The sequence below is a fragment of the Sphingomonas flavalba genome, assembly GCF_004796535.1.
Classification (GTDB): Bacteria; Pseudomonadota; Alphaproteobacteria; order Sphingomonadales; family Sphingomonadaceae; genus Sphingomonas_L; species Sphingomonas_L flavalba.
This window is the reverse complement of sequence record NZ_SPHY01000003.1, coordinates 179241-205955: the sequence shown is the minus strand read 5'-3', so window position 1 is coordinate 205955 and position 26715 is coordinate 179241. Positions and strand designations below refer to the sequence as shown.

Below are 26715 nucleotides of genomic sequence, written 5' to 3'. Positions count from 1 at the left end.
TTGCGGGTCGTCGCCGTTACGTGCCGGCCCGTGCATGCTGGCTGTGCCGATTCGCCGGGTAGCTGTGGCAGATGCCCGCGAATATATCCGCCGCAGGGGGTTCCACCGCCGTCCGGCTCTTGCCATGGGGGCGCAATGACCGGGCCCGCCGACACCAACATGCCGCCGTTCGGCGAGTTCGTCGCGATCGTCGCCGCGTGCATGGCGATGACGGCGCTGTCGATCGATTCGATGATGGCGGCATTGCCGGCGATCGGCGAGGCGCTGGCGGTCGAGCAGCCGAACACCCGCCAATGGGTGATCGGCGCCTTCATCCTGGGCCTGGGCGTCGGCCAGATCGTCCACGGCCCGTTGTCCGACCGCTTCGGCCGGCGGCGCGTGCTGCGGACCAATCTGGTCCTCGCTGCGCTGTTCAACCTGCTCGCGGCGATGGCGCAGGATTTTGCCCTGCTCATTGCCGCGAGGGTGGCGGCGGGCTTCGCGGTCGCGGCCTGCCGGGTGCTGGCCGTATCCATCGTGCGTGACCGGTTCAGCGGGCGCCATATGGCGCGAGTGGTCAGCCTCGCCTATATCGTGTTCATGGCGGTGCCGATCCTGGCGCCGACGGTCGGGCAGCTGATACTGCTCGTCGCGGAATGGCGCTGGATCTTCGCGGTGCTGGCGGTCGCCACCTTCGGCCTGTTCTTGTGGACCGGGCTGCGCCTGCCGGAAACCCTGCCGCCGGACCGGCGGCTGGTGCTGTCGGTGCCGACGATCACCGCCGGGTGGCGGACGGTGCTGAGCGAGCGGATGTCGGTCGGCTACACGCTGGCGCTGGCCCTGCTGTCCGGCGCGCTGTTCGGCTTCATCAACTCGGTGCAGCAGATTTTCTCCGACACCTTTGCCTCGCCACGCCTGCTCGGTCCGGTTTTCGCGGCGATGGCCGGGACGATGGCGGTGGCGGCGGTGCTCAATTCGCGCTTCGTCATCCGCCTCGGCACGCGGCGGATTTCGCATGGCGCGCTGATCGGCTTCATCGCGCTGGCCGGACTGCATCTGGCGATAGCTTTGCTCGAACTGGAAACGTTGGTCAGCTTCGCGCTGGTCCAGGCGTTGATGATGGGCTGTTTCGGGCTGGCCAGCGCCAATTTCGGCGCGATGGCGATGGAGCATATGGGCGGGCTCGCGGGCACCGCCGCCAGCGTGCAGGGCTTCGTCGCGACGCTCGTCGGCGGCCTGATCGGCATCGCTATGGGCCAGGCGTTCGACGGCACCACCGTGCCGCTCGCACTTGGCTTCCTGCTGTGCGGGGTGAGCGCGTTGGCGGCGGTGTTCGTCACCGAGCGCGGCCGGCTGTTCGAACCGCATATGGGCTGAAGCGCCCGGGGCCGGAACCGGCGAGCCTCGCTATCGTTCCAGGCGTGAAACAGGCGAGGAATTCGTATGGAGAGGCTATTCGAGCGGCTGGCAACGAGGGTTGCCGCCTGGGCCGGGCGGCCCGCGGCGTTCGCGCTGGCGCTGCTTGTGGTTGCCGTCTGGGGAATGAGCGGGCCGCTGTTCGGCTATTCCGATACCTGGCAGCTGGTGATCAACACCGGCACGACGATCGTCACGTTCCTGATGGTGTTCCTGATCCAGAACGCTCAGAACCGCGATGCCAGCGCCATCCAGGCCAAGCTCGACGAGCTGATCCGCGCTGTCGAGAGCGCCCGCAACGCCTTCATCGGCATAGAGCATCTCGGCGAAGCGGAGCTGGAGGGGATACGCCGCGACATCGAACGCGCCTATGGCGAAGAGGAGAGCGATAGCCTCCACACCCGCACGCTGGAACGCCTGATCGGCCGGCGCTGAACGCGGTTATCCGCCGGCGCTGGTCAGCGCAGCGTCTCGACGATGCGGTCGAACACCGCGATGTGGATGGGCTTTTCGAAATGGCAGCCGGTGACCACCCCGTCACTCCACGCCACTTTCGCGAATAGCGGCGCCAGCCCCGGCAGGATCAGCCAGAGGTGGTCGCCGGTATGCAGGCGCGACACGAACTCGGTTCGAAATCCCGATGTCGACAGGTCGATCAGCCGCACGTCGATCGGCTTGCCGCCGGCCAGGCGCAGCTTGACGTCGGCCGATACGGTGGCTCTGTCGGTCACCCGGTTCTGCGTGTTGGCGGTGTCGTTTCCGTTATCCATCGTCAACGTCGGTCCGTCCCTGCATGTGGTCTGTCATACGTTGGCCATATATTGCCACGGATTGCCCGTCGGAACAGTCCCGTTTACCCTTTTTCTACCATAACGCCGCGTTCGGCGGCCGTTCCGCCGCCACCTTACCGATCGTTCATTCTCCGGCCATCGGTCCCTCATCGGGCGGTCGCTAGACGGCAGCGGTCGGACCAGTCTCCTCCAGTCGGTTCGATTGCCGCGGAACGGCACCTGGGGCCCCCGTTACCGGGTGCCGTTCCGCGCTACGGGGCGCGGCGCGATGACCAGGCCGGTTTTCTTCGATGCGAGCGGCCGGCGTCGCAAATGGCTGCTGCGCGGCCTGTTCCTGCTGTTGTTGCTGATCGCCGCCGCCGCCGTCGTGCTTGGCGCGACCATCGCAGAAGTGCCGGTCCCCGATCCGCTGCCGCTGGGAGTCGAACGGCCGCAGCCCCGGCCGCTTCCCGCCCAGATCGCCCATATCCGCCGCCGGCTGACCCGCGGCGTCCATGCTGCCGGGCGCGGGCTTGGCCTGTGGTTGCCGGCGGCACCACCTTCGCGCGGTGCCGGCAATCCGCTTACCGCCGCCTTCTATGTGCCGTGGGACGACGCCAGCCGCGCGTCGCTGCGCCACCATGTCGGCCAGCTCGACTGGGTGGTGCCCGGCCTCGCCTCCGTCATCGGCGCGGATCACCGGTTCGTCTACACGCATGATCGCGCCTTTTCGCGGATCATGACCGGGCAACTGCGCCGGCCGAAGGTGCTGCCGATGATCCAGAACAGTGCCGCCGGCCATTGGGACGGGGCAGGCGCGGCCGCGCTGTTCGCCGACGCAGCGGCGCGCGCGCGCCTGCTGGACGGCGCCGCGGCGATGGTTGCGGCCGAGCATGGAGCCGGCATCGTCTTTGATTTCGAGGATCTGCCGCCGGCGGCGCAGCGCCCCTATCGCCGTTTCCTGGCTGAGGCGCGGGCGCGGTTCGCCTTACAGGGGCTGGTCGTTGCCGCGACTGTGCCGGTCGGCGATGCCGATTGGGATATCGCCGCCTATGCCCGGGTCACCGACCGGCTGTTCGTCATGGACTATGACGAGCATTGGCTTGGCGGCACGCCGGGGCCGATCGCCTCCCAGCCATGGTTCGTCGCCCAACTGCGCGCGGCGATGCGCGCCGCCGGACCGAAGGCGATCCTGGCGATCGGCAGCTATGCCTATGATTGGCACGGCACCGTCGATGCGCTGACCGTCGAGGAGGCGTGGCTGGTCGCCCACGACAGTGGCGCCGCGATCGCGTTCGATGCCGCAAGCGGCAACCCAACCTTCGCCTATGAGGAAAATGGCGTTCCGCATCGGGTGTGGATGCTCGACGCGGCAACCGCGTGGAACCAGCTCCGTGCCGCGCGCGTCGCCGGGGTCGGCGGCGTCGCGCTGTGGCGGCTGGGCAGCGAGGATCCCGGCGTCTGGCCGGCGCTTGCCGCCTACGGCCACGCCCACCCGCCGGACCTGTCGGCGATCACCCCGGTCGGCAATGTCGATGTCGAGGGCAATGGCGAGATCGTCCACATCGACAGTGCGCCGACCACCGGCCATCGCATGGTGGTCAGCGATGCCGACGGCCTGATCCGCGACGAGCGTTACGGTGCGCTGCCCACGCCTTACGTGGTGCGCCGGACCGGCTACCGCCCCGGGCTGGTCGCTTTGACCTTCGACGACGGCCCCGATGCCGACTGGACACCGAAGATCCTGGCCATCCTCAAGCGAAAACGGGTGCCGGCGACCTTTTTCGTCATCGGCGAAAACGCGATGGAGCATCCGCTGCTGCTTGGCGATATATTGGCGCAGGGCAGCGAGATCGGCAGCCACAGCTACACGCATCCCAACCTCGCGCTCGAATCGCCGCGCGGCATGCGGATCGAACTGAACGCCACCCAGCGGCTGATCGAGGCCTATACGGGCCGGTCGATGCGCCTGTTCCGCGCCCCCTATTTCGGCGATGCCGAACCGACCACGGCGGACGAACTCGGCCCGGCCCTGCAGGCGCAGCAGGCCGGTTACGTCAATGTCGGCCTGCATGTCGATACGGAGGATTGGCGGACGCCCGGCGTTGCCGCGATCATCCGCAACGCGCTGCGGCAGGTGGAGGCCGGCAATGCAGAACGTTCGGGCCAGATCGTGCTGCTCCACGACGGCGGCGGCGTGCGGGCGCAGACGGTGGCGGCGCTGCCGGCGATCATCGACGGCCTCAGGGCGCGGGGCTATCGCTTCGTTCCCGTCTCGGCGCTGGCCGGGCTGAGCGTAGCGCAGGCGATGCCGCCGGTCGCCGGGTCCGATCTGGTCGCCGTTCGCGCCGACGTCGGCATCTTCTTGGCGGTCGCGGCGCTCGGCTGGCTGCTCAAATGGCTGTTCTTCGTCGCGATCACGTTGGGCATCGGTCGGGCGGTGTTGATCGCGGTGCTGGCGGTACGCTCCACCCTGCCCGGCAATCGCCGGGTGCCGCCGCCCGTCGACCCCGCCCGCTTCGTCTCGGTCATTATCCCCGCCTATAACGAAGCGCGGGTGATCGCTGCCTCCATCCGGCGAGTGCTCGCGAGCCGCGATGTACGGATCGAGGTGATCGTTGTCGACGACGGCTCCGTCGACGACACCAGCGCGATCGTCGCGACCAGCTTCGCCGGCGAACAGCGGGTGCGGTTGTTGACACTGGAGAATGGCGGCAAGGCGGCAGCGCTCAACCGTGCGCTGGCGCTGGCGCGGGGGGAGATCGTCGTCGCGCTCGACGCCGACACGCAGTTCGAGCCGGATACCATTGCCCGGCTGGTCCGCTGGTTCGCCGATCCGGCGATCGGCGCCGTCGCCGGCAACGACAAGGTCGGCAACAAGGTCAACCTCGCGACACGCTGGCAATCGGTCGAATATGTCACCGCGCAGAACCTGGAGCGGCGTGCGCTCGATCGCTTCGGCGCGATCACCGTCGTGCCGGGCGCGGTCGGGGCGTGGCGCCGCGCCGCGCTCGACGCGGTAGGCGGCTATCCGGTCGACACGCTGGCCGAGGACCAGGATCTGACCATTGCCATCCAGCGGATCGGCTGGACCGTCGCCTACGATGCCGATGCCGTGGCGTGGACAGAGGCGCCGCAGAGCTTCCGCACCCTTGCCCGCCAGCGTTTTCGCTGGGCGTTCGGTACGTTGCAATGCCTGTGGAAGCACCGCGCGGTGCTGCGCACGGGGCGGCCGCAGGGGCTGGCGCTGGTCGGCCTGCCGCAAGCTTGGCTGTTTCAGATCCTGTTCGCGCTGATCTCGCCGGTCATCGACCTTGCACTGGTGGCGAGTGCGATCGCGACCATCATGCGCGTGCAGCAGCACGGCTGGGCACAGACCCATACCGACGTGATCCGCATGGCCGTATATTGGCTGGCGTTCACCGCGATCGACGCGGTCTGCGGCTGGATCGCCTATCGGCTCGACCCGCGCGAACGGCGCTACCCGCTGCTTCTCCTCCTTACCCAGCGCTTCGTTTACCGCCAGTTGATGTATTCGGTCGTGATCCGCGCGGTCGCCGCCGCCGCCGGTGGGCCGCGGGTCGGCTGGGGCAAGCTGGAACGCACCGGCACGGTTGCGGCTGCCGCTTAGAGTTTGTCCTGTTCAAGCGGCCGGTGTCGATTCCACCTGATGCGGACAAACTCTAAGCTTACGCCGCCAGTGTCATCCGCACGCGCAGGCCGGGCCCGTTATCCTCCAGCGTCAACGTGCCGCCGTGCAGCCGGGCGACCGCGGCGACCAGTGCCAGGCCAAGGCCGGCGCCGCCGACATGGCGGGCGGCATCGAGCCGGCCGAAGCGGCGGACTGCTTCGGCCCGCCGCTCGGCGGGGATGCCCTGGCCGCCGTCGGCGATGACGATCTCAGCGCCGTCGGCGGTGGGCGCCGCCGCCAGCTGAATATGTCCGGCACCATATTTGACGGCGTTGTCGACAAGATTGGCAACCGCCTGGCCAAGCAGCTCGCGATGGACGGGGACAAGTAGTGGCGCGCCCGGGTCCTGGGCGATGGTCAGGCCGCGTTCCTCGACCAGCGGGCCGTACATCTCGACAAGGTCGCCGAGCATCCGGGTCAGGTCGGTGATAGCGAAGCGGTCGCGACCGATGCCGGCTTCGGCGCGGCTGATCTGTAATGCCGTCGACAGCATGGTCAGTAGGGTATCCGCCTCGCTTAGCGCCGTCGCCAGCGCCGTCTGCCCGCTGCTGTCTCGCGCTTCGCCCAGCGCGCGCTCCAGCGTCGCCTTCAATCGGGTCAGCGGTGAACGCAGATCGTGGGCCAGGCCATCGGTGACGATCCGCAATTCGCTGACCAGCGCTTCGATCCGTTCCAGCATCGCGTTGATCGACAGGCCGACCGCCTCGAACGCGTCGCCGCTGCCGTCCGGCACCACCCGGTGCGACAGGTCGCCGCCGCCGACGGCGCGCGCCGTCGCGGCGATGTTGCGCAGCCGGCCGTCGATCAGCCGCGCCGCGGCCCATGCGCCGATCAGCGCCAACGGCAGCGCCAGCAGCAAAGCGCTGAGCAGCGCGGCCTCGACCACGCGGTTCAGCTTCAGGCTGTTCTCGACGACATGGCCGGCAAGCAGGCGGTCGCCGCCGGGCAGCGCCGCCGACACCAGCTCCATGCGTTCCGGCCGGGCGCTGCCGACCCGAAACAGGTCGATGGTCCGCCATGGCGCGCCAGGGGTGATGTTGGGCGGCCAGGCGCCAAGGTTGCCGGCGACGGGCTGGCCGTCGGCGCGGGCGAGCAGCAATACCGTGTCGGCATTGCCGGCACTGACCAGCCGCGCGCGGATGGCGCCGGCGAGGGCAGCGTCGCCGCCGCTGCCATAGGTCGACAGCAGGTCGTCGCGTAGTTCCACCGACAGCGCGCGGCTGTCGCCCAGCAGCTCGTCGAGGATCAACTGGCGAACCGTCGCCAGGATCGCGCCCGCCGACAGTAGCTGGAGGATGAAGACGAGGGCCGCGAAGCGGAACGATGCCGAACGGGCGATCGCGGACAGGCCGCGCGCCGGGGTCAATCGCCGAGGCCCAGCCGGTAGCCGGCGCCGCGCACCGTGTGCAGCAGCGGGCGGGGATGGCCGTCGTCCAGCTTCTTGCGCAGCCGGCTGACATGCACGTCGATGACGTTGGTGCCGGGATCGAAATGATAGTCCCACACCCCTTCGAGCAGCATGGTGCGGGTGACGACCTGTTCCTGGTGGCGCAGCAGATATTCGAGCAGCTTGAATTCGCGCGGCTGGAGGTCGATCGGTGCGCCGCCGCGCCTGACCTTGCGCGACAGCAGGTCCATTTCCAGGTCGTCGCAGACCAGCCGGGTTTCCGGTGCCGTGCTACGGGGGCGGCGGCGCAGCAGCAGCCGCAGCCGGGCGAGCAACTCCGCGAAGGCGAATGGCTTGGTCAGATAATCGTCGGACCCGGCGGTCAGCCCGCCGACGCGGTCGTCGACCGAGGCGAGCGCCGACAGCAGCACTACCGGCGTCTCGACCCCGGCGGCGCGCAGTGCGGCGAGAACGACCATGCCGTCCATGCCGGGCAGCATTCGGTCGAGGATGATCGCGTCGTGGTCGCCGCCGGTGGCGTGGAACAGGCCGTCGCGGCCATTGTCGGCGACGTCGACGACGAAGCCCTCCTCGATCAGGCCCTTGGCAATGTAGGCCGACGTCGCGGCGTCGTCCTCGACCAGCAGGATCCTATGCGCCATGCGCGCTCACTCCTTCCGCGCGGCGATCGATCCGCACGTCGATCCGTTGATCGCCGCGTCTGAGGCGCAGCGTCAATACCGGATTGCTGTCCTCATCGACCGTGCGGGTGATGTCGCGCAGCGAGGCGACTGCCCGTCCGTCGATCGCCTCGATCCGATCGCCGACACGCAGGGCGTGCTGGGCTGTGTCTCCGGTCGTGCGCAGGCTGGTGACGAGCAGGCCGGGTCGATCCGGCCGCGCTGCCGGCTCCAACGTCACACCGGGCAGTGCGGCGTTGCCTGCCGACGGCGGGCGTTGTCCGGCGGCGTGGAGATGGATCAGCCAGCCTGCCATGGCGATGCCCAGAAGCAGCAGCATCGTGCCTCCCAGCCTGCGCGCGGCGGTCATTCCCGATTATCTCCCATGTCCCCGCTTCAGCATGCTGCCGGCCGTCTGTCGTCGAGGTGGGCAGCGGATGACCAATGTTTCACACAGGCGCAGCTTCGGTCGCGACCGCGGAGAAATGCTGCCGTGCTTCCTCATAGGCCGGGGGCAGGGCGATGCGCGCCGGGTCGTACCAAGGCATGTGCATGCGCAGCGCGCGGGGCAGGAAGTGGCGCAGGTAGAGCCGGTTGAACGCGTTGCGGTCCGCGCGCTGGGCCGGGCTGTCATAGGCGGCCATCGTCTCCGCGTCCGCCTCGCGCATCAGCCGGGCGAAGCGCAGGCCCCAGCGGATGAAATGTGCCTGGGCGCGGATGCCGGCGATTACCCGCCGGCGCCAGCCGCCGACGATATGGCGATAGACGTCGAAGGCGACGCTGCGATGCTCCAGTTCCTCCATCACATGCCATTTGGCGAGCGCGGCGAGCGGGCTGTCGACTCGGTCGAACGCGCCAAGCTGCAACTGTGTGCAGGCGGTGGCGCAGGTCAGCGCCTCGAACCCCTCGGCATAGGCCAGGTTGAACGCCAGCGACCGCGTTCTGGTGAAGCTGCGATATTCGGCGTCCAGTTCCGCCTCCAGCGCCTTCAACGCGGCAAAGCCGGGGCGCAGAGAACGGATCACGTCGTTAGCGCGGGCGTGCTGGCGGTGGTGCTCGCCCTCCTGCGCGCAGAAACCGCGGATCGCGGCCTTCAGCGCCGGGTCGGTGACGTGCGGCAGCGCCTGGCCCATCGTCCGGATCAGATACGGCTCCAGATAGGGCAGCATCATCCAGGTGCCGAGGAACAGGTAGGACCCGGCCGGATCGTTGCGGATGAATACCCGCTCCATGTCGGCGGAGAAGGGAAAGGCCATCCGCCGCACGGTGATTGTCCTGTCGCTGTCCGTCATCCGTCCGCCATCCCGAGCCCGCCGCCGCCGATTTATAGCCGGGGCGCGGCGGTAGCGTCCATGCGTGGCGTGCAAAAACGGGCGCCGGCCCACCCCGGCCGGCGCCCGTCCCTTCGCCGCGTCGCCGCTCAGGCGAGGGCAGTCGTGCGCCGCCGGCCGCGCAGCGCTCCGCCGACCAGGCCGAAGCCGGCGATCAGCATCGCCCAGGTCGCCGGTTCCGGCACGCCGCCGGTGATCGGCGCATAGGTGTCGCGGAACTCCCAGTTGACGATGTCGTGGTTCGCCCAGCCCGACCCGGTGCCGGAGGAAAAGCCGACGAACGCGTTCGGCGCGCTCAACACCGCGTTCAGGTCGACGGTATAGCTGAACAGCGCCGCTATCGGCCGGTTGCCGGAATCGCTGAAACGGACCTCGAGCAGGTCGTTGGCGCCGTCATAGTCGACCCACGCCGTCAGGTCGGTTCCCGATTTCAACGTGTAGGGCAGGGTATTCAAAGTATAGACCGACGTGATGCTGCCGCCCAGATCGACGCCGATATGGTTGTCGTTGGCGTCGTTGTAGCCGCCGCCGTTGTTGAACGTGTCGAACTCGATGCCGATGCTGTTCGGCGTGCCTTCGTAGCCGATGCCGCCGCCGGTGCCGCCAAGGATGGTCGGGTTGGTCTGGATGACGAAGACCAGGCCGTCGGCGCCGCCGGCCAGGCCGCCATACTGGTTGATGTTGAACGTGAAGCGGGTGCTGAAGCTATAGTCGCCCGACAGGGCGATTGGCGTGGCGGAAAAGGCGCCGCCAGCCTGCCCGCTGAGCGCCGGGGTCAGGCGCAGCACGTTGCGGCTGCCGTCGTTCGCCGCGGCGGCGTTGCCGTTCAGTTGCAGCCCGGCGGTTGAGTCGAAATTGGCATACTGAATGGTGGTTGCGGTCGCCGGTGCGGAAAGCAGGGCGGCGGCCAGGAAAACTGCGCGCTTCATCACATGTCCCCTAAAAGCGAGGTTGCTGACTCTGCGTGCCCGAAGGATATGACTTCCATGTTGGAAACCACGTTTTTCAAACGCGGTAAATACGAAAAACATGTCCTGGAATGCGACGGGCTCGGCGGGCTGTGCGCCGTGTGTCGCGGCTTGCAGCGGGGTGTGGGAACGTGCATCCATGCGGGTCGGAACAGGGGACGAAAACATGCGCTTTTTCATGCTGATGGCGGCCGCGCTCGCTACCGCTCCGGCCGGGGCCGAAACGATCGTGGTCACCGCCGACCGGATGGTCGACGTGCTGGCCGGACGGATGGTCGCCGATCCGGTGGTGGTCATCACCGACGGACGGATCACCTCGGTTGGTGGTACGCCACGGATTCCAGCTGATGCGAAACGAATCACCCTGTCCGGCAAGACGATCCTGCCCGGCCTGATCGATATGCATGTCCACCTGACCAGCCTGGCCGAGATCGGCGGCTATCGCGGCCTGCAATATAGCGACAGCTTCTGGAGCGCGGTCGGCGTCGCCAATGCGAAAAGGACGCTGGAGGCCGGTTTCACCTCGGTCCGCAACGTCGGGGCGGCGGGTTTCCAGGATGTCGGCCTGCGTCAGGCGATCGACGGCGGTTATGTGCCTGGCCCGCGGATCACCGCCGCCGGTTATGCGATCGGCGCGACCGGCGGCCATTGCGACGAAACCGGCCTGCCGCCCGGCATGGATCGCGTCTCGCCATCGGCCGTCGACAGCCCGGAGGCCGGCCGGCAGAAGGTGCGCTGGCTGCACAAATACGGCGCGCGGGTGATCAAGATCTGCGCGACCGGCGGCGTGTTCTCGCTCGGTGATTCGGTCGGCGGCCAGCAACTGACACGTGAGGAAATGAAGGCGATCGCGGACGAGGCGCACATGCTGGGATTGAAGGTCGCCGCCCACGCCCATGGCAATGCCGGCATACGCGCCGCGATCGAGGCCGGCATCGACACGATCGAGCATTGTAGCCTGGCCGACGACGCGACGATCGCGCTGGCGGCCAAGACCCGCACCTGGTTCGACATGGATATCTATAATGACGACTATATTCTGGCGACCGGCGAGGCCAACGGCACCCTCCCGGAAAGCCTGGAGAAGGAACGGATGATCGGCCGCCTCCAGCGTGAGACCTTCCGCCGCGCCGTCCGCGCCGGCGTGCCGATGCTGTTCGGCACGGACGCCGGCGTCTATCCGCACGGCGACAATGCGAAGCAATTCGCCAAGATGGTCGAATGGGGCATGACGGCGATGCAGGCGATCCAGGCGGCGACCAGAAACGCGGCAGAGGCGCTTGGCCAGGCCGACAATGTCGGGGCAATCGCGGTCGGCCGCTATGGCGACATCATCGCGGTCGTCGGCGATCCCCTGCAGGACATCCGCCAACTCCAGAAAGTCACCGTGGTCATCAAGGGCGGTACGCTGGTCAAGCAGGCCGACTAGGGTGGAACGTGTCGGCCAGCGCGGTGTTCAGCGGCGATGACAATGTCGGATCGGGACCAGATCTGCCGGGATTTCCAGACTGCCGTGAACATGACGGCGACGGAACTGGCCGCGTGGCTGGAAACAGACGAAAGCCGGCGGGTGGGATGGAAGGACGGCGATCCTACCCGCGAGAGCATCGGCCATGCATCCGGCCGCCGTATCGTCGTCCTGCTGCGGACGCCGGTGGCGGCGTTGCGCGATGATGATTATGCCCACATGCGCAAGGTGGTTGGCTTTTGCCGGCGCCATCTGGCGCAGCGGCCGGAGAATGACGTCACCTCTCGCTGGCGCTATTCGCTGATGAACTGGGGACACGATCCGCTGAAGTATTGACCGCCGGGTGCCGGCCCGCGACGATGGCGAGGATGGAAGAAGGCTTGGCGGCATCGCACCGAACCGCGTGGTTGCTGGCCGGCGCGCTGTTGATCGCGGCGGCGCTGGCATTCGGGCTATGGATCACTGTCGCCGGCACGCCGGGATTCGATCCGCGTGTCGTCAACGCGGTGGCCGGCTGGCGCACCTCCGCCGGCTTGTGGCTGGCGGCGACCCATGTGGGGGACGGCTGGCCGCGCAGCCTCGCCGGCGTCGCGATTGCAGGGCTGCTGGTCTGGAAGGGGCGCCGCCGGGCAGCGGCGGTGCTGGTCGGCACGATGACCGCCGTCGCCGTCACCAATAGCGGGCTGAAAATGGGATTCGCACGGCCGCGCCCCGACCTTCTTGCGCATCTCGACCGGGTGTCGGACCTCAGCTTTCCGAGCGGCCATGCCGCCAGCAACATGGCATTCTGGCTCTTGCTCGTGCTGCTGGTCGACCGGCGTCTGGCGGTGCCGGCGCTGGTCGTGGTCGCGTTGATCGGCGTATCGCGCGTCGTTCTGGGCGTGCATTGGCCAAGCGATGTGCTGGCCGGCTGGCTGCTCGGTGCCGGCTTTGCGTGCGCCGGCCGGGCTTTGGCTGGGTCGGCGCCCAGCCGGGCTTGACCGCCCCCAAGGCAAACTATGTTGTAATCACGGATCAAAAGCGCACCTGAGCGCGATGGCTGGTTCCGCTCGCCCCGCGACCCGTTTCTTCGACAGCTTCGGCCTGCAGGTGCTGGCCGGGATGCTGCTCGGCCTGCTGTTCGGGCTGATCGCGCGCGGCATGCCGGCGGGAAGCTGGTTGCCGGTGGCGCTCGATACCACCGGCACCATCTTCATCCAATTGCTGAAGGCGCTGGTGCCGCCGCTGGTGTTCACCGCTATCGTCGCCAGCATCGCCAATCTGCGCAGCCTGAACAATGCCGGGCGTCTGGTTGCCCAGACGTTGCTGTGGTTCGCGCTCACCGCCCTGATCGCGGTCAGTATCGGGCTGGTCCTTGGCACCGTGCTCCAGCCCGGCCTGCGCAGCGGCGTCGACGCGGCTGCGGCGGTTGCCCCGCGAGAAGTGGGCAGCTGGCTGGATTTCCTGAAAGGGCTGGTGCCGGCCAATTGGCTCGGCCTGGCGGTGTCGACCAGGCTGGCCGATGGCGGCGCGACGACGACGCTGTCGTTCAATGTCTTGCAGATCGTCGTCATCTCGATCCTGGTCGGCGTGGCTGCGTTGCGTACCGGCGCGGCAGGCGAACCTTTCCTTGCCTTCAACCAGTCGGCGCTGGCGATCGTGCGCAAGCTGCTGTGGTGGGTGATCCGGCTGACGCCGATCGGCACGATCGGCCTGTTCGGCCGGGCGGTCGCGCTGTACGGCTGGGACTCGCTGGCCCGTCTCGGCTGGTTCGCCGCCGCCGTCTATATCGGCCTCGCTTTGGTCATAGCCGTCGTCTACCCGGCGATCCTCGCGCTTCACGGCCTCAATCCGCTGCGCTTCTTCGAGAAGGCATGGCCGGCGATCCAACTCGGCTTCGTCTCGCGCTCGTCGATCGGCACGATGCCGGTGACCGAGGCGGTGACCGAACGCGCGCTCGGCGTGCCGCGCGGCTATGCCGCCTTCGCCATCCCGCTTGCCGCGACGACGAAGATGGATGGTTGCGCCGCCGTCTATCCTGCCATCGCCGCGCTGTTCGTCGCACAATATTTCGGCCTGCCATTGGGTGTGACGGACTATTTCCTGATCGTCTTCGTCTCGGTCGTCGGCTCCGCGGCGACGGCGGGGCTGACCGGGGCGATCGTCATGCTGACGCTGACGCTGACCACGCTGGGCCTGCCGCTGGAAGGCGCAGGCCTGCTGCTCGCCATCGACCCGATCCTCGACATGGGGCGGACGGCGGTCAACGTCGCCGGCCAGGCGGTGGTCGCGACCGTCGTCGCCAAGCGCGAGGGGATATTGGACGAAGCCGCCTATGCCGCTGGCCCGGACGGCACGCCGATGGCACTCGGCGCCTGACCGGCCGGCGCCGGGGCGCCCGGTTGACCGTTTCCGACTCCATCGCTATAGGCCGCCCTCGCCCGCGGACTCGTCATCGGAGACGTGCGCGGATTGGCGGGCGCGCTTGAACATTGCCGGGTCATGCGAGGGCCAAGGGGTCGAACGGTCCCATGGCTCTTTTGTGTTGGTTCGTTTTCGGGCTCCGGCAAAGTAACCGCTTGAAAGGTGAAGGCTTCATGCCGACGATTAACCAGTTGGTCCGCAAGGGCCGCGATCCGCAGAAGGCCGGTTCGAAGGTCCCTGCGATGGAGGCGAACCCGCAGAAGCGCGGCGTTTGCACCCGCGTCTACACGACGACCCCGAAGAAGCCGAACTCGGCGCTGCGCAAGGTCGCCAAGGTCCGTCTGACCAACAGCCGCGAAGTCATCAGCTACATTCCCGGCGAAGGCCACAACCTTCAGGAGCACTCCGTGGTGCTGATCCGGGGCGGCCGCGTGCGCGACCTTCCCGGTGTGCGCTACCACATCCTGCGCGGCGTGCTTGACACCCAGGGCGTCAAGGACCGCAGGCAGAGCCGTTCCAAGTACGGCGCCAAGCGCCCGAAGTAAGATCAGGCCTTTCAACGAAGGATTCAGCCAATGGCTCGTCGTCGTCGCCCCGAGAAGCGGGAAATCCTGCCCGATCCGAAGTTCGGGGATATCGTTCTTTCCAAGTTCATGAACAGCGTCATGCTCGACGGCAAGAAAGCCGTTGCCGAGGGCATCGTCTATGGCGCGCTCGACACCGTCGAGGCGCGTGCCAAGAAGGACCCGTTGCAGGTGTTTCATGACGCGCTCAACAATGTGAAGCCGGGCATCGAGGTCCGCAGCCGCCGCGTCGGCGGTGCGACCTATCAGGTCCCGGTCGAGGTCCGCCCCGAGCGTTCGCAGGCGCTGGCGATCCGCTGGCTGATCGCGGCGGCGCGCGCGCGCAGCGAACATACGATGGCCGCGCGGCTGTCGGGCGAGCTGATGGACGCTTCGGCGAATCGCGGCAACGCGGTGAAGAAGCGCGAGGACACGCACCGCATGGCCGAGGCGAACCGCGCCTTCAGCCATTATCGCTGGTAAAACAGTCACCACCTGGCCGGGGCGGCGCCGTCGTCGCCCCGGCATCGGAGTTTCAGATCATGGCCCGCAGCCATCCGCTCGAGAAATATCGCAACATCGGCATCATGGCGCATATTGACGCCGGCAAGACGACGACGACCGAGCGCATCCTCTATTACACCGGCAAGTCCTACAAGATCGGCGAGACCCACGAGGGGACCGCGACGATGGACTGGATGGAGCAGGAGCAGGAACGCGGGATCACGATCACGTCGGCCGCGACGACCTGCTTCTGGCGCGATCACCGCGTCAACATCATCGACACGCCCGGTCACGTCGACTTCACGATCGAGGTCGAGCGCTCGCTGCGCGTGCTCGACGGCGCGGTCGCCTGCTTCGATGGTGTCGCCGGCGTCGAGCCGCAGTCGGAAACGGTGTGGCGCCAGGCCGAGAAATATCACGTCCCGCGGATGTGCTTCGTCAACAAGCTCGACCGCACCGGCGCCAATTTCGAGCGCTGCGTCGACATGATCCGCGACCGCCTCGGCGCGCGCCCGCTGGTCCTCTATCTGCCGATCGGCATCGAGAGCAGCTTCAAGGGGCTGGTCGACCTGGTCGAGAACCGCGCGATCATCTGGCTCGAGGAGAGCTTGGGCGCCAAGTTCGAGATCACGGATATTCCCGACGACCTGAAGGACGCGGCCGCCGCGGCCCGTCAGGCGCTGATCGAGGCGGCCGTCGAGCAGGACGACGCCGCGATGGAGGCATTCTTCGACGGGCAGGAGCCGGACGCCGACACGCTGCGCCGGCTGATCCGCAAGGGCACGCTGAACTTCTCGTTCGTGCCAGTGCTGTGCGGCTCCGCGTTCAAGAACAAGGGCGTCCAGCCGCTGCTCGACGCGGTCATCGACTATCTGCCGTCGCCGCTCGACATTCCGCCGGTCGAGGGCGTCAAGCTTGACGGTGAGACCCACGACACTCGCCCGGCGGCGGACGACGCGCCGTTCTCCGCGCTGGCGTTCAAGATCATGAACGACCCGTTCGTCGGCACGCTGACCTTCGCCCGCGTCTATTCGGGCAAGCTGGAGGCGGCCTCGACCGTCACCAACTCGGTCAAGGACAAGAAGGAAAAGGTCGGCCGCATGCTGTTGATGCATGCGAACAGCCGCGAGGACATCCAGGAAGCCTATGCGGGCGACATCGTCGCGCTGGCCGGGCTCAAGGACACGACCACCGGCGACACGCTGTGCGCCCAGAACGCGCCGATCATCCTGGAGCGCATGGAGTTCCCGGATCCGGTGATCGAGGTCGCGGTCGAGCCGAAGACCAAGGCCGACCAGGAGAAGATGGGCGTCGCGCTCAACCGTCTGGCGCGCGAGGATCCGTCCTTCCGCGTGACCAGCGATGCCGAGAGCGGCCAGACCATCATCAAGGGGATGGGTGAGCTTCACCTCGAGATCCTGGTCGACCGCATGAAGCGCGAGTTCAAGGTCGAGGCGAATGTCGGCGCGCCGCAGGTCGCCTATCGCGAGTATCTCGCGAAGCCGGTCGACATCGACTACACCCACAAGAAGCAGTCGGGCGGCTCCGGCCAGTTCGGCCGCGTCAAGGTCTCGCTGGTCCCCGGCGAGCGCGGTTCGGGCATCCAGTTCTTCGACGAGGTCAAGGGCGGCAATATTCCCAAGGAATATATCCCGTCGGTCGAGAAGGGCATGCGCGAGACGGCGGCGACCGGTTCGCTGATCGGCTTCCCGATCATCGATTTCGAGATCCACCTGACCGACGGCGCCTATCACGACGTCGACTCGTCGGCGCTGGCGTTCGAGATCACCGGCCGCGCAGCCATGCGCGAGGCGGCGCAGAAGGCCGGCATCAAGCTGCTCGAGCCGATCATGAAGGTCGAGGTGGTGACGCCGGAAGATTATCTGGGCGACGTCATCGGCGACCTCAACTCGCGGCGCGGCCAGATCCAGGGCACGGACACGCGCGGCAACGCGACCGCGGTTGAAGCGATGGTCCCGCTTGCCAATATGTTCGGCTATGTGAACCAGCTGCGCTCGTTCACCCAGGGGCGCGCGCAATACACGATGCAGTTCTCGCATTATGACGAAGTGCCCGCCAACGTCGCCGACGAGGTGAAGGCGAAGCTGGCATAACGCTGGATTTATGGTTATGGGCGCCTCCGCCTCGGGCGGTTCGCTCGGAAAACGGATCTGAAAGAAGGTAGGAAAAATGGCGAAAGCGAAGTTCGAGCGGACCAAACCGCACTGCAACATCGGCACCATCGGTCACGTCGACCACGGCAAGACGTCGCTGACCGCGGCGATCACCAAGGTGCTGGCGGAAACCGGCGGCGCGACGTTCACCGCCTACGACAACATCGACAAGGCGCCGGAAGAGCGTGAGCGCGGCATCACCATCGCCACCAGCCACGTCGAGTACGAGACCGCCAAGCGCCACTATGCGCACGTCGACTGCCCGGGTCACGCCGACTATGTGAAGAACATGATCACCGGCGCCGCGCAGATGGACGGCGCGATCTTGGTCGTGTCGGCCAGCGACGGCCCGATGCCGCAGACCAAGGAGCACATCCTGCTCGCCAAGCAGGTTGGCGTGCCGACCATGGTCGTGTTCATGAACAAGGTCGATCAGGTCGACGACGAGGAAATCCTCGAGCTGGTCGAGCTGGAAATCCGCGAAGAGCTGTCGAAGCGCGATTTCGACGGCGACAATATTCCGATCATCCGCGGTTCGGCTCTCGCCGCGCTGGAAGACAGCAACGACGAGATCGGCAAGAACGCGATCCTGAAGCTGATGGAAGCGGTCGACGAATGGATCCCGCAGCCGGAGCGCCCGCTCGACAAGCCGTTCCTGATGCCGATCGAGGACGTGTTCTCGATCTCGGGTCGCGGCACCGTCGTCACCGGCCGCGTCGAGACCGGCGTCGTCAAGGTTGGCGAGGAAGTCGAGATCGTCGGCATCAAGGACACCAAGAAGACCGTCGTCACCGGCGTCGAGATGTTCCGCAAGCTGCTCGATCAGGGCGAGGCCGGCGATAACATCGGCGCGCTGATCCGCGGCGTCGGCCGTGACGAGGTTGAGCGCGGCCAGGTTCTGGCCAAGCCCGGCTCGATCACCCCGCACACCGAGTTCAGCTCGGAAGTCTACGTGCTGTCGAAGGACGAGGGCGGCCGTCACACGCCGTTCTTCGCCAACTACCGCCCGCAGTTCTACTTCCGCACCACCGACGTGACCGGTGAGGTCGTCCTCCCCGAGGGCACCGAGATGGTCATGCCCGGCGACAATGTGCAGCTTGGCGTCAAGCTGATCGCGCCGATCGCGATGGACCAGGGCCTGCGCTTCGCGATCCGCGAAGGCGGCCGGACCGTCGGCGCCGGGGTTGTCGCCTCGATCACCAAGTAATATCAGGTCGTCGGCCGCCCGATTCCCCATCAGGAGGAATCGGGCGGCCTCTCTTGTGAAGCCCGACAATACGGGCGTGGCTCTTTCGCATCGGTAGTGGACATGGAAACCCAGAATATCCGCATTCGCCTGAAGGCGTTCGATCATCGCGTGCTTGATCAGGCGACCGGCGACATCGCCGATACGGCGCGTCGCACCGGCGCGCTCATTCGCGGGCCCATTCCGCTGCCGACGCGCATCGAGAAGTTCACGGTCAACCGTGGCCCGCACATCGACAAGAAGTCGCGCGAGCAGTTCGAGGTCCGCACCTACAAACGGATGCTCGACATCGTGCAGCCGACCCCGCAGACCGTCGACGCGCTGATGAAGCTCGATCTCGCCGCGGGTGTTGATGTCGAGATCAAACTGGCCTAAGAGGCCGCCTCCGTCGAACGATTGATTCGGTCGGCGGGCTTTCGCCACGGCAACTGTCGCGGCGGGGAAGCAGGGATACCGGCCAGCATGCTGGCGACCGAGTCCCCGTCTTTCGCTTTGATATTGAAGCGGAAAACCGGCCCTGACGGGGGCGCGCGATATTTGGGCTGGCTCTGATCCCAGATCAGGGCCTTTTTCATTGGCACGCTCGCGGGGAGCCTCGTGAGCCTCTGTTCGGAAGGATGTGGATCATGCGCACTGGCGTGATCGCGAAGAAAATGGGCATGACCCGCCTGTTCCAGGACGACGGCCGCCACGTGCCGGTTACCGTCCTGCAGCTCGACAAGGTTCAGGTCGTCGCGCGCAAGGAAGCGGATCGGGACGGCTATGTCGCCGTTCAGCTCGGCGCCGGCGCCGCCAAGGCCAAGAATGTCGCCAAGCCGCAGCGCGGCCATTTCGGCAAGGCCGAAGTGGAGCCGAAGGCGCGGCTGACCGAGTTCCGCGTGTCCGAGGATGCGCTGCTTGACGTCGGCGCGGAGCTGTCGGCCGACCATTATGTCGCCGGCCAGCTCGTCGACATCTCCGGCCAGACGCAGGGCAAGGGTTTCGCCGGCGCGATGAAGCGCTGGAATTTCGGCGGTCTGCGTGCCAGCCACGGCGTCTCGGTTTCGCACCGTTCGCACGGTTCGACCGGCCAGCGGCAGGATCCGGGCCGCGTGTTCAAGAACAAGAAGATGGCGGGCCATATGGGCGACCGCCAGCGCACCCAGCAGAATCTGGAGATCGTCCGCACCGATGCCGAGCGCGGGCTGCTCTTCGTCAAGGGGTCGGTGCCTGGTCACAAGGGCGCCTGGCTGATCGTCCGGGACGCGGTGAAGGTGCCGCGCCACGCCGACGCGCCCTATCCGGCCGGCCTGAAGGCCGCCGCCAACAACAACCAGAATGCTCCCGCCGACACGCCGGCCCCGGTCGAGGCCGCCGCGGAAGCCACCGAAGGCCAGGAGGGCTAAGCCATGAAGGTCAAGGTTCAGACCCTCGATGCCAAGGCGAGCGGCGATATCGAGCTGAAGGACGAGATTTTCGGTCTCGATCCGCGCGCCGACATCCTGCACCGCGTCGTCACCTGGCAGCTTGAAAAGCGCCGGGGCACCGCCCGCGCCGCGCGCGAGCGCAGCGATGTCGCGCGCACCGGCAAGAAGTTCGGTCGCCAGAAGGGCGGCGGCACCGCCCGTCACGGCGACCGGCGCGCGCCGGTGTTCATCGGCGGCGGCAAGGCGCATGGCCCGCGCGTTCGCGACTTCAATCCGTCGCTGAACAAGAAGGTCCGCACGCTCGGCCTGAAGATGGCGCTGTCGGCCAAGGCGAAGGACGGCAAGCTGATCGTCCTCGATGGGCTGGCGGTGAAGGACGGCAAGACCAAGGCGCTGGCCGCTGGCCTCGCCAAGCTCGGCTTCGGCCGCACCGCGCTGGTCATCGACGGCGACACTGTCGACACCAGCTTCGCGCTGGCGTCCGGCAACCTGGTCGGTGTCAACGTGCTGCCGACCATCGGCGCCAACGTCTACGACATTCTGAAGCATGATACGCTGGTGCTGACGCGCGCCGCGGTCGAAAAGCTGGAGGCGCGCCTCAATGGCTAAGAAGAAGGACGCGGCCGCGGTCGACCTCCGTCATTACGACGTGGTCGTTGCGCCCCACATCACCGAGAAGGCGACGATGCTGACCGAGCATAACGCGGTGGTCTTCAAGGTCGCTGCCGATGCTTCGAAGCCGCAGATCAAGGCGGCGGTCGAGGCGCTGTTCGGCGTGACGGTGACCGGCGTCAACACGCTGGTTCAGAAGGGCAAGTCCAAGCGGTGGAAGGGGCGGCCCTACACCCGTTCGGACATCAAGAAAGCGATCGTGACGCTGGCCGAAGGTCAGTCGATCGACGTGACGACGGGAATCTGAAGCGATGGCGCTGAAGCATTACAATCCGACGAGCCCGGGCCAGCGCGGCCTCATCCTCGTCGACCGGGCGTCGCTCTGGAAGGGCAAGCCGGTCAAGGCGCTGACCGAAGGTAAGCGCAAGACGGGCGGCCGCAACAACAAGGGCCATGTCACCTCGCGCGGCATCGCCGGCGGGCACAAGCAGCGCTATCGCATCATCGATTTCAAGCGCCGCAAGTGGGACGCGCCGGCGGTGGTCGAGCGGATCGAGTACGACCCGAACCGCACCGCCTTCATCGCCCTGATCAAGTATCAGGACGACACGCTGGCCTACATCATCGCGCCGCAGCGTCTGGGTATCGGCGATACGGTGGTCGCCGGCAAGAAGACCGACGTGAAGCCGGGCAACGCGATGGAACTGGGCCAGATGCCGGTCGGCACCATCGTCCACAATGTCGAGATGAAGCCGGGCAAGGGCGGCCAGATCGCCCGTTCGGCCGGCACCTACGTGCAGGTCGTCGGCCGTGATCGCGGCATGGTCATCGTCCGCCTCAACTCGGGCGAGCAGCGCTATATCCGGGCGGATTGCATGGCGACGGTCGGCGCGGTGTCGAACCACGACAACGCCAACCAGAATTTCGCCAAGGCCGGCCGCAGCCGCTGGATGGGCCGCCGCCCGCTGACCCGCGGCGTCGCCAAGAACCCGGTCGACCACCCGCACGGCGGTGGTGAAGGCCGGACCTCTGGCGGCCGCCACCCGGTTACCCCGTGGGGCAAGCCGACCAAGGGTGCGCGCACCCGCCACAACAAGGCGACGGACAAGATGATTATCCGGTCGCGCCACGCGAAGAAGAAGAGGTAAGTCATGGCCCGTTCCATCTGGAAAGGTCCGTTCGTCGACCTGCATCTGCTGAAGAAGGCGGAAGTGGCGCAGGAAACGAGCGCGCGTGCCCCGATCAAGACCTGGTCGCGCCGGTCGACGATCCTGCCGCAGTTCGTCGGACTGACCTTCAACGTCTATAACGGCCGCAAGTTCGTGCCGGTTTCGGTAAACGAGGACATGGTCGGCATGAAGCTCGGCGAATTCGCGCCGACCCGGTATTTCCCCGGCCACGCCGCCGACAGGAAGGGCAAGCGCTAATGGGCAAGCCAGCAGCACCGCGTCGCGTCGGCGACAAGGAAGCGCTCGCCATCGGCGGCGCCATTCGCGGCAGCGCGCAGAAGCTGAATCTGGTCGCGGGCCTGATTCGCGGCAAGAAGGCCGGCGACGCGCTCAACATCCTGGCCTTCTCGCCCAAGGCGATGGCGGTCGACGTCCGCAAGGTGCTGGCTTCCGCCGTCGCCAATGCGGAGAACAACCATAACCTCGACGTCGACGCGCTCGTCGTCGCCGAGGCGTCGGTCGGCAAGGCGATCACGATGAAGCGCTTCGCCACCCGCGGCCGCGGCAAGTCGACCCGCATTCTGAAGCCGTTCAGCAAGGTCCGGATCGTCGTGCGCGAGCAGGAAGAGGCATAAGCATATGGGTCAGAAATCCAATCCGATCGGCCTGCGCCTCCAGATCAACCGCACCTGGGACAGCCGCTGGTTCGCCGAAGGCCATGATTACGGCCGGCTGCTGCTGGAGGATCTGAAGATCCGCCAGCACATCATGAAGACGCTGCCGCAGGCGGCGATTTCCAAGGTGGTGATCGAGCGCCCGGCCAAGCTGTGCCGCGTGTCGATCTTCGCCGCCCGCCCGGGCGTGATCATCGGCAAGAAGGGCGCCGACATCGAGAAGCTGCGCCGTACGCTCGGCGCGATGACCTCGTCGGACGTGTCGCTGAATATCGTCGAAATCCGCAAGCCGGAGATCGATGCGCGGCTCGTCGCGCAGGGCGTGGCCGACCAGCTTGAGCGCCGCGTCGCGTTCCGCCGCGCGATGAAGCGGGCGGTGCAGTCGGCGCTGCGCCTGGGTGCCGAAGGCATCCGCATCACCTGCGGCGGCCGGCTGGGCGGGGCGGAAATCGCCCGCACCGAATGGTATCGCGAAGGGCGGGTGCCGCTGCACACGCTGCGCGCGAACGTCGACTATGCCGAGGCGGAAGCCCACACCGCCTATGGCGTGTGCGGCGTCAAGGTCTGGATCTTCAAGGGTGAGATTCTGGGGCATGATCCGCTCGCCCAGGATCGGCTGATGATGGAGGCTCAGACCTCCGGCGTCCGCCCGGCCCGATAAGGAACGCGAAAGATGCTGCAACCGAAGCGCACAAAATTCCGCAAGGCCCACAAGGGCCGGATTCACGGCAATGCCCGTGGCGGCACTGATCTCAACTTCGGGTCCTACGGCCTAAAGGCGATGGAGCCGGACCGGATCACCGCGCGGCAGATCGAGGCGGCCCGCCGCGCGATCACCCGTCACATCAAGCGCCAGGGGCGCCTGTGGATCCGCGTGTTCCCGGACGTGCCGGTGTCGTCGAAGCCGGCGGAAGTCCGCATGGGTTCCGGCAAGGGCGCGCCTGAATTCTGGGCCGCCCGGGTCAAGCCCGGCCGCATCCTGTTCGAGCTGGGTGGCGTGCCCGGCCCGATCGCGGCGGTGGCTTTCGCCCGCGCGGCGATGAAGCTGCCGATCAAGACGAAGGTGGTCGCCCGGCTTGGCGACTTCAGCCACCTGGGAGCCGAGTGATGGGCAAGACGACCGAGGATCTGCGGGCCAAGACCGACGATCAGCTGAGCGAGCAGCTCGGCGAGCTGAAGCGCGAGGCGTTCAACCTGCGCTTCCAGGCGGCGACCAGCCAGCTTGAGAAGCCGTCGCGGGTTCGCATCGTGCGGCGTTCGATCGCCCGTATCAAGACTGTCCAGAACGAGCGTGCGCGCTCGGCGGCCAAGTAAGGAAGACGAGACATGCCGAAGCGCGTGCTGACCGGACTGGTAGTGTCCGACAAGACCGACAAGACGGTGGTCGTCCGGGTGGAGCGCAAGGTGAAGCACCCGCTCTACGGCAAGATCATCCGGCGTTCGAAGAAGTATCACGCCCATGACGAGGGCAACGCCTATCACGAGGGCGACACGGTCCGCATCGAGGAGACCGCGCCGATCTCCAAGCTGAAGACGTGGAAGGTCGTCGACCGGATCGAGGTCGGCAAGACGCCGGAAGCGGTCGAGGTCTGAGGGTTTTGCGCCCCCGCCCCGGCGGGAGCCAAATGTTACGGGAAACGGGCCGTCGCCGATGCGGTGGTCGATGAGAAGGAAGCGGATCCATGATCCAGATGCAGTCCAATCTCGAAGTGGCCGATAATTCGGGCGCGAAGCGGGTGCAGTGCATCAAGGTGCTGGGCGGGTCGAAGCGGCGCTTTGCGAGCGTCGGCGACATCATCGTCGTGTCCGTCAAGGAAGCGGCGCCGCGCGGCAAGGTGAAGAAGGGCGACGTGCATCGCGCGATCATCGTCCGCACCGCCAAGGACATTCATCGGCCGGACGGTTCGACCATCCGGTTCGATTCGAACGCGGCGGTGCTGGTCAACAAGAACGAGGAGCCGATCGGCACCCGTATCTTCGGGCCGGTCGTCCGCGAACTGCGTGCGAGGAAGCACATGAAGATCATCAGTCTCGCGCCGGAGGTGCTGTAAAATGGCTGCGGCCAAGATCAAGAAAGGCGACACCGTCATCGTCCTGTCCGGCAAGGACAAGGGGCGTAGCGGTGAGGTGACGAAATCGCTGCCGAAGGACGGCAAGGTCATCGTCGCCGGCATCAACGTCGCCGTGCGTCATCGCAAGCCGGACCAGGCCAACCCGCAGGGTGGGCTGGAACGGCGCGAGGCGCCGCTGCATGTGTCGAAGGTCGCTGTCGCCGATCCCAAGACGGGCAAGGCGACCCGCGTCCGTTTCGAAGTGAGGGACGGCAAGAAGGTCCGCGTGGCCGTGAAGTCCGGGGAGGTCATCAGTGGCTGACGCTTATGTTCCGCGCCTGAAGAAGCAGTACGACGCCAGCATTGCCAAGGCGATGACGGCGAAGTTCGGCTACAAGAACGCGCTGGAGGTGCCGCGCATCTCGAAGATCGTGCTCAACATGGGCGTCGGTGAGGCGACCCAGGACAAGAAGAAGGTCGAGACCGCCGCGTCGGAGATGGAGGCGATCGCCGGGCAAAAGCCGGTCATCACCAAGGCGAAGAAGTCGGTCGCCAGCTTCAAGCTGCGCGAAGGCATGCCGATCGGCGTCAAGGTCACCCTGCGCCGCGAGCGGATGTACGAATTCCTCGACCGGCTGATCACCATCGCGCTGCCGCGCGTCCGCGACTTCCGCGGGCTGAACCCGAAGTCGTTCGACGGCCGCGGCAATTACGCGATGGGCCTCAAGGAGCAGTTGGTGTTCCCGGAGATCAACTATGACCGCATCGATACGGTACGCGGCATGGACGTGATCGTGGCGACAACGGCGAAGACCGACGAAGAGGCGCGCGAGCTGCTGCGCCTGTTCGGCTTCCCGTTCCCGCAGGATGCCGAGCAGGCCAAGGCGGCCTGACCCATTTCCCGGCTTCGGCCGGGGCGCTGAAACAAGGACTCCGGCCCGGCCGGAACGTAGGTAGGAAAAGAGAACTTAAGTCATGGCGAAACTGAGTTCGATCAACAAGAACGAGCGGCGCAAGAAGCTCGTGAAGCAGTATGCCGGCAAGTATGCCCGGCTGCGCGCGATCGCGGACGACGAGTCGAAGGACGAGACGGAGCGGCTGATCGCGCGCCTGAAGATGGCTGAGCTGCCGCGCAACGCGAACCCCACCCGGGTGCGCAACCGTTGCGAGACGACGGGCCGCCCGCGCGGTTATTACCGCAAGTTCCGCCTCTGCCGTGTGCAACTGCGCGATCTGGCCAACAAGGGCCTGATCCCCGGTGTCACGAAGTCGAGCTGGTAAGGGTCACAAGACATGGCATTGACCGATCCCCTGGGTGATCTGCTCACCCGCATCCGCAACGGCCAGCGCGCGCGCAAGGACAGCGTCGTCTCGCCCGGTTCCAAGATGCGCGCCCGCGTGCTCGACGTGCTCCAGCGCGAAGGCTACATCCGCGGCTACAGCGAGGAAGAGGTGGGCGGCCACAGCGGCCTGCGCATTGAGCTGAAATATTTCGAAGGCCAGCCGGCGATCCAGCATGTCGCCCGTGTGTCGAAGCCGGGCCGGCGCGTCTATTCCGGGTCGAAGGAGCTGCCGCGGGTCCGCAACGGCCTGGGCATCACCATCGTCTCGACGCCGCGTGGCGTTCTGTCCGATGCCGAGGCGCGGGACCAGAATGTCGGCGGCGAAGTGCTGGCGGAGGTGTTCTGATGAGCCGCATCGGTAAGAAGCCGGTCGCCGTGCCCGCCGGCGTGAGCGCGTCGATCGACGCCGGTACGTTGTCGGTCAAGGGGCCGAAAGGCACGCTGTCGATGGCGATGGTCGACGACATCAGCTACGGGATCGAGGACGGCCAGATCGTCGTCGCGCCGGCCAACGAGTCCAAGCGCGCGCGCGCCTTCTGGGGCATGCACCGCACGCTGGTGCAGAACCTGGTCACCGGGGTCACCGAAGGGTTCAGCAAGACACTGGAGATCAACGGCGTCGGCTACCGCGCCAACCTTCAGGGCAAGAACCTGAAGCTGCAGCTTGGCTACAGCCACGACGTCGACTTTGCGGTGCCGGAAGGCATCGCGATCGCGACGCCGGACCAGACGACGGTGCAGATCTCCGGCATCGACAAGCAGAAGGTTGGCCAGATCGCCGCCGAAATCCGCCGCTGGCGCAAGCCGGAGCCGTACAAGGGCAAGGGCATCAAGTATCGCGGCGAGTTCATCTTCCGCAAGGAAGGGAAGAAGAAGTAAG

At 66.8% G+C, this 26715-nt stretch carries 34 protein-coding genes; 28 read left to right on the top strand and 6 right to left on the bottom strand.

The annotated features are described in order from the left end of the window. Positions 1-135 precede the first annotated feature (135 nt). Both E4A53_RS04730 and E4A53_RS04725 read left to right on the top strand, forming a co-directional pair. Positions 136-1356, top strand: a complete 1221-nt coding sequence (locus tag E4A53_RS04730; RefSeq protein WP_136161939.1) for a multidrug effflux MFS transporter — start codon at positions 136-138, stop codon at positions 1354-1356. Between the two features lie 66 nt (positions 1357-1422). Further along, positions 1423-1830, top strand: a complete 408-nt coding sequence (locus E4A53_RS04725; RefSeq protein WP_136161938.1) for a low affinity iron permease family protein — start codon at positions 1423-1425, stop codon at positions 1828-1830. Between the two features lie 23 nt (positions 1831-1853). Here the strand turns inward: E4A53_RS04725 and E4A53_RS04720 are convergent, their stop codons facing one another. Next, positions 1854-2165 carry a PilZ domain-containing protein gene (locus E4A53_RS04720; protein WP_136161937.1) on the bottom strand — a complete coding sequence of 104 codons (312 nt, stop codon included), beginning with the start codon at positions 2163-2165 and terminating at the stop codon, positions 1854-1856. A 289-nt stretch (positions 2166-2454) separates the two neighbouring features. On the opposite strand from E4A53_RS04720, the gene E4A53_RS04715 reads away from it, so the two are divergent. Beyond that, positions 2455-5796: a trifunctional glycoside hydrolase family 18/polysaccharide deacetylase/glycosyltransferase family 2 protein gene (locus tag E4A53_RS04715; RefSeq protein WP_136161936.1), complete on the top strand. Its 3342-nt coding sequence runs from the start codon at positions 2455-2457 to the stop codon at positions 5794-5796. Positions 5797-5854: 58 nt separating this feature from the next. On the opposite strand, the gene E4A53_RS04710 is transcribed toward E4A53_RS04715, so the two are convergent. The 5 genes from E4A53_RS04710 to E4A53_RS04690 form a co-directional block, all read right to left on the bottom strand. Next, positions 5855-7222, bottom strand: coding sequence for a HAMP domain-containing sensor histidine kinase (locus E4A53_RS04710; protein ID WP_239018134.1), 1368 nt, complete (start codon positions 7220-7222; stop codon positions 5855-5857). After that, positions 7219-7905 (bottom strand): winged helix-turn-helix domain-containing protein, encoded by a 687-nt coding sequence (locus E4A53_RS04705; RefSeq protein ID WP_136161935.1) that lies wholly within the window; start codon positions 7903-7905, stop codon positions 7219-7221. Before E4A53_RS04705 ends, E4A53_RS04710 begins: the two co-directional genes overlap by 4 nt. Then, positions 7895-8263, bottom strand: coding sequence for a PDZ domain-containing protein (locus E4A53_RS04700; protein ID WP_136161934.1), 369 nt, complete (start codon positions 8261-8263; stop codon positions 7895-7897). Before E4A53_RS04700 ends, E4A53_RS04705 begins: the two co-directional genes overlap by 11 nt. Before the next feature lie 109 nt (positions 8264-8372). Next, positions 8373-9215: a metal-dependent hydrolase gene (locus E4A53_RS04695; RefSeq protein WP_136161933.1), complete on the bottom strand. Its 843-nt coding sequence runs from the start codon at positions 9213-9215 to the stop codon at positions 8373-8375. A 128-nt stretch (positions 9216-9343) separates the two neighbouring features. Beyond that, complete coding sequence (locus E4A53_RS04690) at positions 9344-10183, bottom strand: lectin-like domain-containing protein (RefSeq protein WP_168694309.1); 840 nt, start codon at positions 10181-10183, stop codon at positions 9344-9346. A gap of 205 nt (positions 10184-10388) precedes the next feature. Here E4A53_RS04690 and E4A53_RS04685 point away from each other — a divergent pair, with 205 nt between their 5' ends. The 25 genes from E4A53_RS04685 (at position 10389) to rplF (ending at position 26714) form a co-directional block, all read left to right on the top strand. Continuing rightward, positions 10389-11651 carry a Xaa-Pro dipeptidase gene (locus E4A53_RS04685; protein WP_275401795.1) on the top strand — a complete coding sequence of 421 codons (1263 nt, stop codon included), beginning with the start codon at positions 10389-10391 and terminating at the stop codon, positions 11649-11651. Between the two features lie 42 nt (positions 11652-11693). After that, entirely contained in the window at positions 11694-12026 is a 333-nt protein-coding gene (locus E4A53_RS04680) for a DUF3140 domain-containing protein (RefSeq protein ID WP_239018133.1), read from the top strand. Positions 12027-12070: 44 nt separating this feature from the next. Further along, a complete protein-coding gene (locus tag E4A53_RS04675) occupies positions 12071-12670 on the top strand; it encodes a phosphatase PAP2 family protein (RefSeq protein ID WP_239018132.1) in 600 nt (199 codons plus the stop codon). A gap of 55 nt (positions 12671-12725) precedes the next feature. Continuing rightward, the gene (locus E4A53_RS04670; protein WP_136161928.1) at positions 12726-14048 is read left to right on the top strand and encodes a dicarboxylate/amino acid:cation symporter; all 1323 of its coding nucleotides are present in this window, start codon (positions 12726-12728) and stop codon (positions 14046-14048) included. 218 nt (positions 14049-14266) lie between these two features. Next, a complete protein-coding gene (gene rpsL / locus E4A53_RS04665; protein ID WP_136162068.1) occupies positions 14267-14638 on the top strand; it encodes a 30S ribosomal protein S12 in 372 nt (123 codons plus the stop codon). 30 nt (positions 14639-14668) lie between these two features. Continuing rightward, entirely contained in the window at positions 14669-15139 is a 471-nt protein-coding gene (gene rpsG / locus E4A53_RS04660) for a 30S ribosomal protein S7 (RefSeq protein ID WP_136161927.1), read from the top strand. Positions 15140-15198: 59 nt separating this feature from the next. Next, the gene (fusA, locus tag E4A53_RS04655; RefSeq protein ID WP_136161926.1) at positions 15199-17274 is read left to right on the top strand and encodes an elongation factor G; all 2076 of its coding nucleotides are present in this window, start codon (positions 15199-15201) and stop codon (positions 17272-17274) included. Positions 17275-17350: 76 nt separating this feature from the next. Then, the gene (gene tuf, locus E4A53_RS04650; RefSeq protein ID WP_136161925.1) at positions 17351-18541 is read left to right on the top strand and encodes an elongation factor Tu; all 1191 of its coding nucleotides are present in this window, start codon (positions 17351-17353) and stop codon (positions 18539-18541) included. Positions 18542-18643: 102 nt separating this feature from the next. Further along, positions 18644-18955 carry a 30S ribosomal protein S10 gene (gene rpsJ, locus E4A53_RS04645; protein ID WP_034161642.1) on the top strand — a complete coding sequence of 104 codons (312 nt, stop codon included), beginning with the start codon at positions 18644-18646 and terminating at the stop codon, positions 18953-18955. A gap of 251 nt (positions 18956-19206) precedes the next feature. Then, complete coding sequence (gene rplC / locus E4A53_RS04640; protein ID WP_136161924.1) at positions 19207-19965, top strand: 50S ribosomal protein L3; 759 nt, start codon at positions 19207-19209, stop codon at positions 19963-19965. Between the two features lie 3 nt (positions 19966-19968). Next, complete coding sequence (gene rplD / locus E4A53_RS04635; RefSeq protein WP_136161923.1) at positions 19969-20595, top strand: 50S ribosomal protein L4; 627 nt, start codon at positions 19969-19971, stop codon at positions 20593-20595. Beyond that, positions 20588-20905, top strand: coding sequence for a 50S ribosomal protein L23 (locus E4A53_RS04630; protein ID WP_136161922.1), 318 nt, complete (start codon positions 20588-20590; stop codon positions 20903-20905). Before rplD ends, E4A53_RS04630 begins: the two co-directional genes overlap by 8 nt. 4 nt (positions 20906-20909) lie before the next feature. Further along, on the top strand, positions 20910-21746 hold the full coding sequence (gene rplB / locus E4A53_RS04625; RefSeq protein WP_136161921.1) for a 50S ribosomal protein L2: 837 nt from the start codon (positions 20910-20912) through the stop codon (positions 21744-21746). 3 nt (positions 21747-21749) lie between these two features. Further along, positions 21750-22025 carry a 30S ribosomal protein S19 gene (rpsS, locus tag E4A53_RS04620; protein WP_136161920.1) on the top strand — a complete coding sequence of 92 codons (276 nt, stop codon included), beginning with the start codon at positions 21750-21752 and terminating at the stop codon, positions 22023-22025. Next, positions 22025-22402 carry a 50S ribosomal protein L22 gene (rplV, locus tag E4A53_RS04615; RefSeq protein WP_136161919.1) on the top strand — a complete coding sequence of 126 codons (378 nt, stop codon included), beginning with the start codon at positions 22025-22027 and terminating at the stop codon, positions 22400-22402. Before rpsS ends, rplV begins: the two co-directional genes overlap by 1 nt. A 4-nt stretch (positions 22403-22406) precedes the next feature. Further along, positions 22407-23102 (top strand): 30S ribosomal protein S3, encoded by a 696-nt coding sequence (gene rpsC / locus E4A53_RS04610; RefSeq protein WP_136161918.1) that lies wholly within the window; start codon positions 22407-22409, stop codon positions 23100-23102. Between the two features lie 12 nt (positions 23103-23114). Next, a complete protein-coding gene (gene rplP / locus E4A53_RS04605) occupies positions 23115-23549 on the top strand; it encodes a 50S ribosomal protein L16 (RefSeq protein WP_136161917.1) in 435 nt (144 codons plus the stop codon). Continuing rightward, positions 23549-23755: a 50S ribosomal protein L29 gene (rpmC, locus tag E4A53_RS04600; RefSeq protein ID WP_136161916.1), complete on the top strand. Its 207-nt coding sequence runs from the start codon at positions 23549-23551 to the stop codon at positions 23753-23755. The genes rplP and rpmC overlap by 1 nt, the downstream gene beginning before the upstream one ends. Before the next feature lie 12 nt (positions 23756-23767). Beyond that, on the top strand, positions 23768-24034 hold the full coding sequence (gene rpsQ / locus E4A53_RS04595) for a 30S ribosomal protein S17 (protein ID WP_136161915.1): 267 nt from the start codon (positions 23768-23770) through the stop codon (positions 24032-24034). 89 nt (positions 24035-24123) lie between these two features. Further along, positions 24124-24492, top strand: a complete 369-nt coding sequence (gene rplN, locus E4A53_RS04590; protein ID WP_136161914.1) for a 50S ribosomal protein L14 — start codon at positions 24124-24126, stop codon at positions 24490-24492. Between the two features lies 1 nt (position 24493). Beyond that, the gene (gene rplX / locus E4A53_RS04585; protein WP_136161913.1) at positions 24494-24814 is read left to right on the top strand and encodes a 50S ribosomal protein L24; all 321 of its coding nucleotides are present in this window, start codon (positions 24494-24496) and stop codon (positions 24812-24814) included. Then, positions 24807-25385: a 50S ribosomal protein L5 gene (gene rplE, locus E4A53_RS04580; RefSeq protein ID WP_136161912.1), complete on the top strand. Its 579-nt coding sequence runs from the start codon at positions 24807-24809 to the stop codon at positions 25383-25385. Before rplX ends, rplE begins: the two co-directional genes overlap by 8 nt. Before the next feature lie 82 nt (positions 25386-25467). Further along, positions 25468-25773, top strand: coding sequence for a 30S ribosomal protein S14 (gene rpsN, locus E4A53_RS04575; protein WP_136161911.1), 306 nt, complete (start codon positions 25468-25470; stop codon positions 25771-25773). Positions 25774-25785: 12 nt separating this feature from the next. Continuing rightward, on the top strand, positions 25786-26181 hold the full coding sequence (rpsH, locus tag E4A53_RS04570; RefSeq protein WP_136161910.1) for a 30S ribosomal protein S8: 396 nt from the start codon (positions 25786-25788) through the stop codon (positions 26179-26181). Beyond that, positions 26181-26714 (top strand): 50S ribosomal protein L6, encoded by a 534-nt coding sequence (gene rplF, locus E4A53_RS04565; RefSeq protein ID WP_136161909.1) that lies wholly within the window; start codon positions 26181-26183, stop codon positions 26712-26714. Before rpsH ends, rplF begins: the two co-directional genes overlap by 1 nt. The last annotated feature ends 1 nt before the right edge of the window (position 26715 follow it).